The 12,717-nt window shown below is 69.9% G+C and carries 9 protein-coding genes; 3 read left to right on the forward strand and 6 right to left on the reverse strand.

The window, feature by feature from the left end:
- Positions 1-23 precede the first annotated feature (23 nt).
- Positions 24-1,271 (forward strand): hypothetical protein, encoded by a 1,248-nt coding sequence (locus B6R96_RS25765; protein ID WP_203351658.1) that lies wholly within the window; start codon positions 24-26, stop codon positions 1,269-1,271.
- Positions 1,272-1,385: 114 nt separating this feature from the next.
- Here B6R96_RS25765 and B6R96_RS25770 read toward each other — a convergent pair whose 3' ends face one another.
- Positions 1,386-2,441 (reverse strand): mechanosensitive ion channel family protein, encoded by a 1,056-nt coding sequence (locus tag B6R96_RS25770; RefSeq protein WP_081523767.1) that lies wholly within the window; start codon positions 2,439-2,441, stop codon positions 1,386-1,388.
- Positions 2,442-2,477: 36 nt separating this feature from the next.
- On the opposite strand from B6R96_RS25770, the gene B6R96_RS25775 reads away from it, so the two are divergent.
- Entirely contained in the window at positions 2,478-3,047 is a 570-nt protein-coding gene (locus B6R96_RS25775) for a dienelactone hydrolase family protein (RefSeq protein WP_030385562.1), read from the forward strand.
- A gap of 79 nt (positions 3,048-3,126) precedes the next feature.
- Here the strand turns inward: B6R96_RS25775 and B6R96_RS25780 are convergent, their stop codons facing one another.
- From B6R96_RS25780 to B6R96_RS25800, 5 genes are all read right to left on the reverse strand, one after another.
- Entirely contained in the window at positions 3,127-4,083 is a 957-nt protein-coding gene (locus B6R96_RS25780; protein ID WP_053169050.1) for a zinc metalloprotease, read from the reverse strand.
- A 232-nt stretch (positions 4,084-4,315) separates the two neighbouring features.
- Positions 4,316-5,977 (reverse strand): alkaline phosphatase D family protein, encoded by a 1,662-nt coding sequence (locus B6R96_RS25785; protein WP_081523768.1) that lies wholly within the window; start codon positions 5,975-5,977, stop codon positions 4,316-4,318.
- A 128-nt stretch (positions 5,978-6,105) separates the two neighbouring features.
- A complete protein-coding gene (locus B6R96_RS25790; protein ID WP_030385559.1) occupies positions 6,106-6,900 on the reverse strand; it encodes a DsbA family protein in 795 nt (264 codons plus the stop codon).
- Positions 6,901-6,948: 48 nt separating this feature from the next.
- Positions 6,949-7,635, reverse strand: coding sequence for a hypothetical protein (locus tag B6R96_RS25795; protein WP_081523769.1), 687 nt, complete (start codon positions 7,633-7,635; stop codon positions 6,949-6,951).
- Between the two features lie 38 nt (positions 7,636-7,673).
- Entirely contained in the window at positions 7,674-8,999 is a 1,326-nt protein-coding gene (locus B6R96_RS25800) for a DUF2252 domain-containing protein (RefSeq protein ID WP_030385557.1), read from the reverse strand.
- A gap of 172 nt (positions 9,000-9,171) precedes the next feature.
- Between B6R96_RS25800 and dnaE the strand changes: the two genes are divergently transcribed.
- A complete protein-coding gene (gene dnaE, locus B6R96_RS25805) occupies positions 9,172-12,714 on the forward strand; it encodes a DNA polymerase III subunit alpha (RefSeq protein WP_081523770.1) in 3,543 nt (1,180 codons plus the stop codon).
- Positions 12,715-12,717: the final 3 nt, after the last annotated feature.

The raw sequence follows: 12,717 nt of genomic DNA on the forward strand, positions 1-12,717 counted from the left end.
CTGTGCGGCCATTGGCGCTCGCCTTGTCCCTGACCGTCGGCCTGCTCGCCGGATGCGGTCCGGCCGCCGGCGACGCGAAGTCGAACAGCAGCTCCTCCCCGCCGGCCGCAACGCCCTCGGCGCCGGCGAAGCGGACCCTGACGCCGCACGACCCCCCGCAGTGGTTCGATGCACGCGGTCGGATTCTCCTGCCGGAGACGGCCACGAAGGGGCGGACCAACCTGGCCGGGCAGGTCCGGGGCGGCGGCGAAGACCTGCCGGTCCTCCTCCACGGCGCCCGGGCCTTCCTTGTCTCGCCCACCGGCGTCCAGGTCATCGACCTTGCCGACGGCCGTACCGTGGGCGGGGAGACCGCCGGCGGAGAGGTCCTGCGTCAGGACACCGACGGGCTCGTCCTGCCGCCGGTCCTGGCCGGCAACGAAGTCGTGGTGCCCTTCCTGCTGACGATGCCCGCCTCCGGCACCCACACCGCGGGCGCGATGATCGAGCTCGTCGCGGTGAGCACGGCGCCCCCGTACAAGGCCGCCTGGCGGACGACCGTCAAGCTGCCCGAGTGGGCGCTCCAGACCTCCGCCAAGGTGCGTGTCGCCGCCGTCGGCGTGGAGGACGGCACAGCGGTCGTCACCGTGAAGGCCGGCGACGACGCCGTGTCGTACGGCATCGACACCGCGTCCCACGCCCTGCGATGGACGCAGCCCGGGCTGGAAGCCGTCCAGGTCGGTGCGGGCATGGCGGTGGGCCTGTTCCACGTCGAGCCCCTGACTTCTGCCCCTGTGGGGGTCGATCTTGCCACCGGCACCGAGAAGTGGCGTGGCGAGAAGACGTACGCCCCGATCATGAACGGGGCCGGACCCGGAACGGTCCGGCTCGCGGGCACGCAAGCAGCCGGCAAGGGCGACCAACTGCTGGACGTGGCCGGCGGCAAGGTCCGGGCCGCCATGCCGCCGGGGATGAGCGCGATGAGCTGCACCCATGACCGCAGCCAGACCCTGGTGTGCACGCACGGTTTCGCAGTCGTGGCCGTGGACGCGGCCACCGGCGCGTTGCTGTGGGAGCTCAAGGACGGCGATCAGGGCCGGACTCCCCCGACAGTGACCGCGGTGTGGCACGGACGTGTCTATGGCCGTGGAGCAGGCGGCCCTGTCGTTCTGGACGCGCGGTCCGGCGCCGATAGGCCCACCAAGCCGGAGGTCGCACCGCTTCTCGTCAACGAATGCGTCGGGCTCGTGCTCGACGACAACCGCCTGTTCAGCTATCCGGCCGGCGGCTGAACCAGCACCCTTCAGCAGTCTCCCGGGCACGCCTCCCGCGCACGGGCCCTCAGCTCCCGGAGCCCGAGCCCATCACGGCACGGGACGAGGGAACGAGCTCATCCAGAACACGGTCTACGGCGCCGGTGCGGCCGGGGCGGCCGGGGCGGCCGGGGCGGTGGCGATGTGGGGGAGGGCGTGGGGGTGCTCGGCCACCAGCCAGGTGATCATGCGTTCGCGCACCGCGCAGCGCAGCGTCCAGAGGTCGTCCGCGTCCTTCGCCGTGACCACCGCCCGGACCTGGACCGTGTGCGGTGTGGTGTCCGTCACGGCCAGCCCGCCGCCGCGGCCGTCCCACTCCGGGATCTCCTTCAGGATGTCCTGGAGGTGCTCCCGCATCCGGTCGAGGGGGGCGCTGTGGTCCAGGTGCCAGAAGACCGTGCCGGTCATCTGCGCGCCGCCGCGCGACCAGTTCTCGTAGGGCTTGCCGGTGAAGTACGAGACCGGCATCGTGATGCGCCGCTCGTCCCACGTGCGGACCGTCAGGAAGGTCAGGGTGATCTCCTCGACCCGGCCCCACTCCTTGTCGACCACCACCGTGTCGCCGATGCGGACGGTGTCGCCGAGGGCGATCTGGAGGCCGGCGAACAGGTTGCTCAGCGAGGCCTGGGCGGCGATGCCCGCCACGATGCCGAGGACGCCGGCCGAGGCCAGCAGGGAGGCGCCGACCGTGCGCATCGGCGGGAAGGTCAGCAGCATCGCCGCCACGGCGACCACGACCACCACCGCCGTGACCACCCGCTGGATCAGCGTGACCTGGGTGCGGACCCGGCGCACCCGGGCATCGTCCTCGGTCACCGCCGCGTAGCGCGCGTACGTCGAGTCGACCGCGGCCGTCGCGATGCGCACCGCCAGCCAGGCCGCGGAGGCGATCAGGACCAGGGTGAGGAACCGGCCGACGCCGACGGGATGGTCGGGCAGGATGCCCGCCCGCCGGTAGGAGGCTCTGAGCAGCGAGGTGCACAGGACGACCTGGAAGGGCAGCCGGCAGCGGCGCAGCAGGCCCCACAGCGGGGTCTCGGGGTGCCGGGCGTCGGCCCGGCGCAGCAGCAGGTCGAGCAGCCAGCCCGCGATCAGGGTGGCGACCAGGGCGCCGCCGATGACGGTCACGGGGCGCAGGACGTTCTCCATCTCCATGGGGATGAACGTAGCTGGCACGATGGAGGCATGAACATCATGCTTTTCCATTCGACGTACGGGCTGCGGCCCGCGGTGCACGCGGCGGCCGACCGGCTGCGCGCGGCCGGGCACCAGGTCCAGGTGCCGGATCTCTTCGAGGGACGCACTTTCGGGACCGTCGAGGAGGGCATGGCCCACCGGGACGAGATCGGCCGTGACGAACTGCTGAAGCGCGCGGTGCTGGCCTCCGCCCCGTTTTCGGACCAGGGCCTCGTCTACGCGGGCTTCTCCTTCGGCGGTTCGGTCGCCCAGCACCTGGCGATGGCCGACGAGAAGGCGCGCGGGCTGCTGCTCCTGCACGGGACGGCGGACCTGGAGGACGGCGCCTCGGTGGACGAGCTGCCGGTGCAGCTGCACATCGCGGACCCCGACCCCTTCGAGCCGCACGACTGGTTGACGGCCTGGTACCTGCGGATGCAGCGGGCGGGGGCCGACGTCGAGGTCCACAGCTACCCGGGTGCCGGCCACCTGTTCACCGACCCGGAGCTGGAGGACTACGACGCCGAGGCGGCCGAGCAGCTCTGGAAGGTCGCGATCGGCTTCCTCGACAGCCTGTAGGCGCGCGGAACAGCGCGAAGCACGGAATGCGGAGGGCCCGGTCCGGCGGATGCCGGACCGGGCCCTCGTGCACCGGGGGTCAGCCCGCCCGGTAGGCGGTCCAGCTGCTCGACATGCGAGCGACCTGGCCGGCGGTGAACTGGTACATGCAGGAGTCGTACGTGTAGTCCATGAAGTTGCGGATCGGGTCCGCGCCCGGCTTGCTGGCGCAGCTGTCGCGCCCGGTCGGGCACTCGTACGCGGCGCTCTTCTCGGCCGGCGTGTCGGAGACGTAGTCGCCGTTGCCGTTACAGCCGCCCTGGAAGGTGTGGTAGAGCCCCAGCCAGTGGCCGACCTCGTGCGTGGCGGTGTCGCCCTCGTTGTAGTTGGCCGAGGAGCCGCCCGGCAGCGAGCTGTCGAGCACGACCACGCCGTCCATCTTGGGGCTGGAGGCGTAGGAGGTCGGGAAGGTGGCCCAGCCCAGCAGGCCGCCGGAGAGCTTGGCGGTGTAGAAGTTGAGCGCGCCCGGGCCGCCCTTGCGCAGGGTGTTCTTCATGTCCTTCTCGGCCTGGGAGCCGGAGGCCAGGTTGTACCAGGACGCGTTGTCCGTGTAGTCGGTCGACGCCAGCGTGAACTGGAAGTTCGTGTTGACGTTGCCGGTGCCCTGGCCGCCGTAGGCCGCGTTGAGGACCGCGAGCTGCTTGCCGACGTCCGTGGCCGTCAGCTTTCCGGTGGAGCCGGAGTGCACGACGTGGAAGTACACGGGGATGTTCACCACGGCCTCGGCGGCGGCGAGGCTGCGCTGCGGCTGGTTCTTGAGGGCCTTGTCGAGCTTCGCTCTGAGCTCGGCGTCCATGGCCTTCGCCTGCGCGTCGGTGATCGCGTTGGGCTCGTCCGCGTGCTCGTCGTGGGCACGGGCGACGCGGGCGTTCGCGCCGCCCGCGGCGGCGGGCTGGTCGGCGCAGACCTCGGCGGGGGACGAGGCGGCGGCGAGCGTGGTGGGGGTGGCGGCGAGCGGGGTGAACGCCAGGGTTCCGGCCAGGACTGCCGTGCCCATCAGGCGGCGGCGGAGAAGGGGGGATATGCGGGCAACTGCGCGCACGTGTGCTCCTCGCGTGGGGGGTTGTGGGGGGTGGTGGCCTGAAGGATCTCCTTCAGCTGGCGGGAAGCTTATGTGTTCATGACATATTCAGGTCAAGTGGCTTACGTAAAAGATTTGTTGCTTCTGATGCGCATGGGGCGCCTGGTCTGCACCAGGCGCCCCATGTGACAGAAGATTTGACGGTGGGTCAGTGAACCGGCTGGTAGGCCCGCTCCACCTTCTGGGTCCCGTTCAGCGTCCGGTACGACCGGGTCCATGCGGATGTGGCGCCGGGCTGCCGCTTGTCGGACACCGCGTAGTAGTCCATCTGCGAGCGCTCCGCCGTCACGTCCAGCACGCCGTAGCCGTGCGCGTCCATGTCGAGCCACTTCACGTGCCAGTTGGCGGCCTTGATGGCCGACTCGGCGACCAGCGAGAGGGTGTCCGGCAGGACGTGCAGGATGTCGTCCAGGTTGTCGGAGGTCACCGAGGTGACGACGAACTCGGTCGCCGCCGTCCCCGAGCCCGGGTACGTGGCCATGTTCATCGGGACCTCGTTCGCCCAGGCCATGTGGATGTCGCCGGTCAGGAACACGGTGTTCTTGACGCCCCGGTCCTTCAGGTGGCCCAGCAGCTCCTTGCGGTCGTCCGTGTAGCCGTCCCACTGGTCCACGTTGGCCGCAATGCCCCCCTCGGGCAGGCCCAGCAGCTTGGTCAGGGGCTTCAGCAGGTGCGCGGGCAGCGAGCCGAAGGCCACCGGCGAGATCATCACCGAGGTGCCGACCAGCTTCCACGTCGCCGGCGAGCCCGCGAGGCCCGACTTGAGCCAGTCCAGCTGGGCCCGCCCGGTGATGGTGCGCTCCGGGTCGTCCACCGAGCCGCTGCCCACCTTGGCCTGCTGCGAGCGGAAGGAGCGCAGGTCCAGCAGGTGCAGGTCGGCCAGGGTGCCGAAGCGCAGCCTCCGGTAGCAGGTCCCGGCCACGGACGCGCGTACGGGCATCCACTCGAAGTACGCCTGCTTGGCGGCGGCCGCGCGGGCCGCCCACTCGCCCTCGGCCCCCGGGGTGTGGTTCTCGGCGCCGCCGTTCCAGGCGTCGTTGGCGAACTCGTGGTCGTCCCAGATGGCGATGACCGGGTGCGCCTGGTGCAGGGCCTGGAGGTCGGCGTCCGTCTTGTACTTGCCGTGGCGGGTGCGGTAGTCGGCGAGCGAGACGATCTCGTGCTTCGGCTCGTGCTGGCGCACGGCGTACTTCGCCTCCGGGTACCCGCCGGACTGGTACTCGTATATGTAGTCGCCCAGGTGCAGGATCGCGTGCAGGTCCGTGCGGGCGGCCAGGTGGCGGTAGGCGGAGAAGTAGCCGGCCTCCCAGTTGGCGCAGGAGACCACGCCGAAGCGGACCCCCGCGGTCGTCGTCTCGTGGGCCGGGGTGGTCAGGGTGCGTCCGGCGGGGGAGACGGTACCGCCGGCGGTGAACCGGTACCAGTACGGGGTCTGCGGCTGGAGCCCCCGCACGTCCACCTTGACCGTGTGGTCGGCCGCGGCGCTCGCCGTGACGGCGCCGGAGGCGACCACCTGGGAGAAGGCCTTGTCGGAGGCCACCTCCCAGCCCACCTGGGTGGCCGGGCCGAGCCCGGAACCGGGTACGGCCTCGGGGGTGGGGGTGACGCGGGTCCACAGCAGGACCCCGTCGGGCAGCGGGTCGCCCGAGGCGACGCCGTGCAGGAAGGCGGGCGCGGTGCCCGCCGCGTGGGCGGCCGAGGCGCCCAGCGAGGTGAGGGGGGCCAGCGCGGCCGTGGCCGCCGCGGCGAGAACGACCGTACGGCGACGAGGAGTTGCCGCGGCCCGGGAAGAGGGGAGTTGACTGGTCACGGACCATCACATTACCGACGGGTACACCCCTGGGAACAGTGTCGGAATGCAACGGGCGGGCGAACTCTGGGCGTCCGCCCGCCCGTTGAAGCGGTATGTCCGGAAAGCGCTTCCCGGACGATCCGGGATCAGCCCTGCAGGGCCTTGTCGATCGCCGCCGTGAACTGCTCCGCCGTCTGCGGAGTCTCGATCTTCTTGCCGTCCATCTTCAGGGTCGGCGTGCCCTTCACCCCGGACTTGTCGAAGACCTTCGACATCTCCAGCGCCCACCGGTCGTACGTACCGTCCTCGACGGCCTTCTTGAACTCGGCGTTGCCCTTGAGGGCCGGGACCGTGTCCGCGACCTTCAGCAGGTAGTCGTCCTTGGCGAAGCTGTCGACGGTCTCCTCCGGGTGCAGCTCCTTGGAGTAGAGCGCCGCCTTGTACTCCAGGAAGGCCTCCGGGCCGACGTTCAGCGCCGCGCCCAGGGCGCTCAGCGCGTTCTTCGAACCCTCGCCCTTGACGGCGTTGTCGATGAAGGTGGCGCCGAAGTACTGGAGCTTGTACTTGCCCTCGTCCACGTCCTTCTTGACCTGCGCACCGGCCGCCTGCTCGAAGGAGGCGCAGGCCGGGCAGCGCGAGTCCTCGTACAGTTCCAGGGTCTTCTTCGCGTCGGCCTTGCCGACGACGACCGTGGTGCCGTCCTCGCCCGTGGTGTTCTTCGGCTTGACCAGCTCGGCCTTGGCGGCCTTCTCCCACTGGTCGGGCTCGTTGGCCTTCATGACCCCGTAGGCGATGACGCCGGCGAGCGCGAGCAGGGCCACGACCCCGCCGCCGACGAGCACCTGGCGGCGCACCTTGTCCTTCTTGGCCTGGGCCTCGCGCTCGGCGCGCAGCCGCTCGCGGGCCGCTGCCTTGTTCGCCTGGCTGTTGCGTGAACTCATCATGATCTCCGTGAAATGTGACGTGCGAAAGGGACTGCCGTACGTGCGTCAGGCGCGGGCGAGCGCGCCGAGCACGGGGGGTCCCCGCCGTCCCACGGAGTGCGCCGGGAAGCGCGTACGGGCCCCGGCGCCCGGCAGGACCGACCGCAGCAGGGCCGCGGCCGGACCGCAGGCCACCGCGACCGAGGCCACGGCCAGCAGCAGCGGCCGGAACGCGAACGCGGCCACCGCCCGCAGCAGCCGGCCCAGCGCCCGCTCGCCGTGGCGCAGCCAGGCGGCGGCCAGCAGTCCGACCGAGACGTGGCCGCCGAGCAGCAGCCAGGGGGTGTACGGCCCGGGCGAGGACAGCAGCGCGGCCGCGTCGGCCGGCCCGGTCACTTCGGCCAGCGGCCCGCCCACCGGCGTGCCGCCGCACAGGGCGTCCAGGCCCATGGCGCGCAGCGGCCCCGCGACGGGGCCGCCGGCCGGGCCGTAGCAGAGGTGCTGCCCGGTGGTGAAGACGGTGTCGGCCGCCAGCTCCAGCGGTACGAGCAGCCCGGCGATCGGGGCGAAGCCCCGCTCGCGGCCCGCGAGCGCGTAGGCGATCGCGAACACACCCGCGAAGGCCCCGGCCACCAGCGCCGGCGGCAGCGGGACCTGGGACATCAGGACGTGCGAACCGGACGAGAGCAGCACGACGAGCGCGCTGAACAGCGCGGCCCGCAGCCCTCTGAGTCCCGTCCCGGAAATGTCCATCCCGGCGAGTCTGCCACGCGTTCCTGTGGAACAGGCGTTCAGGGAGTGAGACGCCCGTTACGGAACAGGTCCACGAAGATCTGGTGGTCGGCGCGCGCCCGGGCCCCGTACGCGTGGGCGAAGTCCACGAGCAGCTCCGCGAAACCCTCCTCGTCGGCCGCGATCGCCGCGTCGATGGCACGCTCGGTGGAGAACGGGACCAGCGTCTGCCCGCTCTCGTCCGCGTCGGCGGCCCCGTGCATGGTCGCGGTCGCCCGGCCCAGGTCCGCGACGACCGCCGCGATCTCCTCCGGGTCGTCGAGGTCCGACCAGTCCAGGTCCACCGCGTACGGGGAGACCTCCGCCACCAGCTGACCCGCCCCGTCCAGCTCCGTCCAGCCCAGCCACGGGTCGGCGTGCGCCTGAAGGGCGCGCTGGGAAATGACCGTACGGTGCCCCTCGTGCTGGAAGTACTCCCGCACCGCCCGGTCGGTGATGTGCCGGGAGGCCGCCGGGGTCTGCGCCTGCTTGAGGTAGATCACCACGTCGTTCTCCAGGGCATCGCTGTGCCCCTCCAGCAGGATGTTGTAGGAGGGCAGGCCCGCCGAGCCGATCCCGATGCCCCGGCGCCCCACCACGTCCTTGACCCGGTAGGAGTCGGGCCGGACCAGGGATTCGTCGGGCAGGGTCTCCAGGTACCCGTCGAAGGCGGCCAGCACCTTGTAGCGGGTGGCGGCGTCCAGCTCGATGGAGCCCCCGCCGGAGGAGAAGCGGCGCTCGTAGTCCCTTATCTCCGTCATCGAGTCCAGCAGGGAGAAGCGGGTCCGGGAGCGGGCCGAGCGCAGCGCGCCCAGCAGCGGGCCCTCGGCGGTGTCCAGCGTGAAGGAGGGCACCTCCTCGTGCTTCGCCCCAGCAGCCAGCCGGTGGATCCGCTCCCGGTAGGCACCGGCGTAGATCCGCACCAGCTCGCTTATCTGGTCGTCGCTGAGCGCCTTGGTGTAGCCGATCAGGGCGACCGAGGCGGCGAACCGCTTCAGGTCCCAGGTGAAGGGGCCGACGTAGGCCTCGTCGAAGTCGTTGACATTGAAGATCAGCCGGCCGTTGGAGTCCATGTACGTGCCGAAGTTCTCGGCGTGCAGGTCGCCGTGGATCCACACCCGGCCCGTCCGCTCGTCCAGGTACGGGCCGCCGTGCCGGTCCCGCTCCAGGTCGGAGTAGAAGAGGCAGGCGGTGCCCCGGTAGAAGGCGAAGGCCGAGGCCGCCATCTTGCGGAACTTGACCTGGAAGGCAGCGGGGTCGGCGGCGAGGAGCTCACCGAACGCGGTGTCGAAGACGTCGAGGATCTGCTCGGCGCGCTGCTCGTCGGTCGTCTCGGGGACCGCCATGGCGGGTGCCTCCTGGTGCACGGGCTGTTTCAGGTTCCGACCGACTGGACGTCGGATCGGCCCTCCTGGTTCTGCAACGCCCGACCGTACCGGTCAGTGCCCGTGATCTGTCACCCGGCCGACGTAGGATTCGAAGCTGCCCCCTCACCTCGCCCCCCGGAGGACCCGCGCCGTGACAAAGCCGCCGTTCACGCACCTGCACGTCCACACCCAGTACTCGCTGCTGGACGGTGCCGCGCGGCTGAAGGACATGTTCAACGCGTGCAACGAGATGGGCATGACGCACATCGCCATGTCCGACCACGGCAATCTGCACGGCGCCTATGACTTCTTCCACACCGCGCAGAAGGCCGGCATCACGCCGATCATCGGCATCGAGGCGTACGTCGCCCCCGAGTCCCGGCGCAACAAGCGGCGCATCCAGTGGGGCCAGCCGCACCAGAAGCGGGACGACGTCTCCGGTTCCGGTGGTTACACCCACAAGACCATCTGGGCGTCGAACGCCACCGGCCTGCACAACATCTTCCGGCTGTCCTCCGACGCGTACGCCGAGGGCTGGCTCACGAAGTGGCCGCGGATGGACAAGGAGACCATCTCCAAGTGGTCCGAGGGCCTGATCGCCTCCACCGGCTGCCCGTCGGGCGAGGTGCAGACCAGGCTGCGCCTCGGCCAGTTCGACGAGGCCGTGCAGGCTGCCTCCGACTACAAGGACATCTTCGGCGAGGGACGCTACTTCCTGGAGCTGATGGACCACGGCATCGAGATCGAGCGCCGGGTCCGCGACGGGCTGCTGGAGATCGGCAAGAAGCTCGGCATCCCGCCGCTGGTGACGAACGACTCGCACTACACGTACGCGAGCGAGGCCGGCGCCCACGACGCCCTGCTGTGCATCCAGACCGGCAAGAACCTCTCGGACCCGGACCGCTTCCGCTTCGACGGCACCGGCTACTACCTGAAGTCGACCGACGAGATGTACGCGATCGACTCCTCGGACGCCTGGCAGGAGGGCTGCGCCAACACCCGGCTGGTCGCGGACCAGATCGACACCGAGGGCATGTTCAAGTTCCGGAACCTGATGCCGAAGTTCGACATCCCGGAGGGCCACACCGAGGTCAGCTGGTTCCGCGAGGAGACCATGCGCGGCATGCACCGCCGCTACCCGGGAGGCATCCCGGAGGACCGGATGAAGCAGGCCGAGTACGAGATGGACACGATCATCTCGATGGGCTTCCCCGGCTACTTCCTCGTGGTCGCCGACTTCATCATGTGGGCCAAGAACCAGGGCATCGCGGTGGGCCCGGGCCGAGGCTCCGCGGCCGGTTCGATCGTCGCCTACGCCATGGGCATCACCGACCTCGACCCGCTCACGCACGGCCTGATCTTCGAGCGCTTCCTGAACCCCGAGCGCGTTTCCATGCCCGATGTCGACATCGACTTCGACGAGCGTCGGCGCGTCGAGGTGATCCGGTATGTGACCGAGAAGTACGGCGCCGACAAGGTCGCCATGATCGGCACCTACGGCACCATCAAGGCCAAGAACGCGATCAAGGACTCGGCCCGCGTCCTGGGCTACCCGTACGCCATGGGCGACCGCCTCACCAAGGCCATGCCCGCCGACGTCCTCGGCAAGGGCATCCCGCTCTCCGGCATCCTCGACCCCTCGCACCCCCGCTACAGCGAAGCGGGCGAGATCCGCTCGATGTACGAGAACGAGCCGGACGTCAAGAAGGTCATCGACACCGCCCGCGGCGTCGAGGGCCTGGTCCGCCAGATGGGCGTGCACGCCGCCGGCGTGATCATGTCCAGCGAGACGATCACCGACCACGTGCCCGTCTGGGTGCGGCACACCGACGGCGTCACCATCACCCAGTGGGACTACCCGAGCTGCGAGTCGCTCGGCCTGCTGAAGATGGACTTCCTCGGCCTGCGCAACCTCACGATCATGGACGACGCCGTCAAGATGGTGAAGGCCAACAAGGGGATCGACATCGACCTCCTGGCCCTCCCGCTCGACGACCCCAAGACCTTCGAACTGCTCGGCCGCGGTGACACCCTCGGCGTCTTCCAGTTCGACGGCGGGCCCATGCGCTCCCTGCTGCGCCTGATGAAGCCCGACAACTTCGAGGACATCTCCGCCGTCTCGGCCCTGTACCGGCCGGGCCCGATGGGCATGAACTCGCACACGAACTACGCCCTGCGCAAGAACAAGCAGCAGGAGATCACCCCGATCCACCCGGAGCTGGAGGGACCGCTCGAAGAGGTCCTCGCGGTCACCTACGGCCTGATCGTCTACCAGGAGCAGGTCCAGAAGGCCGCCCAGATCATCGCCGGGTACTCGCTCGGCGAGGCCGACATCCTGCGCCGCGTGATGGGCAAGAAGAAGCCCGAGGAGCTGGCGAAGAACTTCGTCATCTTCGAGGAGGGCGCCAAGAAGAAGGGCTTCAGCGACCAGGCGATCAAGGCCCTGTGGGACGTGCTGGTCCCCTTCGCCGGCTACGCCTTCAACAAGGCCCACTCGGCCGCGTACGGCCTGGTCTCCTACTGGACCGCCTACCTCAAGGCGAACTTCCCGGCCGAGTACATGGCCGGCCTGCTCACCTCGGTCAAGGACGACAAGGACAAGTCCGCGATCTACCTGAACGAGTGCCGCAGGATGGGCATCAAGGTCCTGCCGCCGAACGTGAACGAGTCCGAGCCGAACTTCGCGGCCCAGGGCGACGACGTGATCCTCTTCGGCCTCACCGCGGTGCGCAACGTCGGCACGAACGTCGTGGAGTCGATCATCAGGACCAGGAAGGCCAAGGGGAAGTTCTCCTCCTTCCCCGACTTCCTGGACAAGGTCGAGGCCGTCGTCTGCAACAAGCGCACGGTCGAGTCGCTGATCAAGGCCGGCGCGTACGACGAGATGGGCCACACCCGCAAGGGGCTGGTCGCGCACCACGAGTCGATGATCGACAACGTGGTCGCGGTCAAGCGCAAGGAGGCCGAGGGGCAGTTCGACCTGTTCGGCGGAATGGGTGACGAGAACGCGAGCGACGAGCCCGGCTTCGGGCTCGACGTGGAGTTCTCCGACGTCGAGTGGGAGAAGTCCTACCTGCTCGCCCAGGAGCGCGAGATGCTCGGCCTCTACGTCTCCGACCACCCGCTGTTCGGCCTGGAGCACGTGCTGTCCGACAAGACGGACGCCGGAATCTCCCAGCTGACCGGCGGCGAGCACGGCGACGGCGCGGTCGTCACCATCGGCGGCATCATCTCGGGCCTCCAGCGCAAGATGACCAAGCAGGGCAACGCGTGGGCCATCGCCACCGTCGAGGACCTCGCCGGCTCCATCGAATGCATGTTCTTCCCGGCGACCTACCAGCTCGTCTCCACCCAGCTGGTCGAGGACACCGTCGTCTTCGTCAAGGGCCGCCTCGACAAGCGCGAGGACGTCCCCCGCCTGGTCGCCATGGAGATGATGGTCCCCGACCTCTCCTCGGCCGGCACCAACGCCCCGGTGGTCCTCACCATCCCCACCGTCAAGGTCACGCCGCCGATGGTGACCCGTCTGGGCGAGATCCTGCGCCACCACAAGGGCAACACCGAGGTGCGGATCAAGCTCCAGGGGCCGCGGACCACCACCGTGCTCCGCCTCGACAAGCACCGCGTACAGCCCGACCCCGCCCTCTTCGGCGACCTCAAGGTACTGCTCGGGCCGTCCTGCCTGGCCGGATAGCAA

Origin of the sequence: Streptomyces sp. Sge12, from assembly GCF_002080455.1 — a bacterium.
Lineage (GTDB): Bacteria > Actinomycetota > Actinomycetes > Streptomycetales > Streptomycetaceae > Streptomyces.

What these genes read in the sequence shown, in the direction of transcription:
- B6R96_RS25790 (WP_030385559.1), bottom strand. Translation starts at nt 6,900, where the DNA reads ATGAGTTCACGCAACAGCCAGGCGAACAAGGCAGCGGCCCGCGAGCGG.
- B6R96_RS25800 (WP_030385557.1), bottom strand. Translation starts at nt 8,999, where the DNA reads ATGGCGGTCCCCGAGACGACCGACGAGCAGCGCGCCGAGCAGATCCTC.
- B6R96_RS25775 (WP_030385562.1), top strand. Translation starts at nt 2,478, where the DNA reads ATGAACATCATGCTTTTCCATTCGACGTACGGGCTGCGGCCCGCGGTG.
- B6R96_RS25780 (WP_053169050.1), bottom strand. Translation starts at nt 4,083, where the DNA reads ATGGGCACGGCAGTCCTGGCCGGAACCCTGGCGTTCACCCCGCTCGCC.
- B6R96_RS25770 (WP_081523767.1), bottom strand. Translation starts at nt 2,441, where the DNA reads ATGGAGAACGTCCTGCGCCCCGTGACCGTCATCGGCGGCGCCCTGGTC.
- B6R96_RS25795 (WP_081523769.1), bottom strand. Translation starts at nt 7,635, where the DNA reads ATGGACATTTCCGGGACGGGACTCAGAGGGCTGCGGGCCGCGCTGTTC.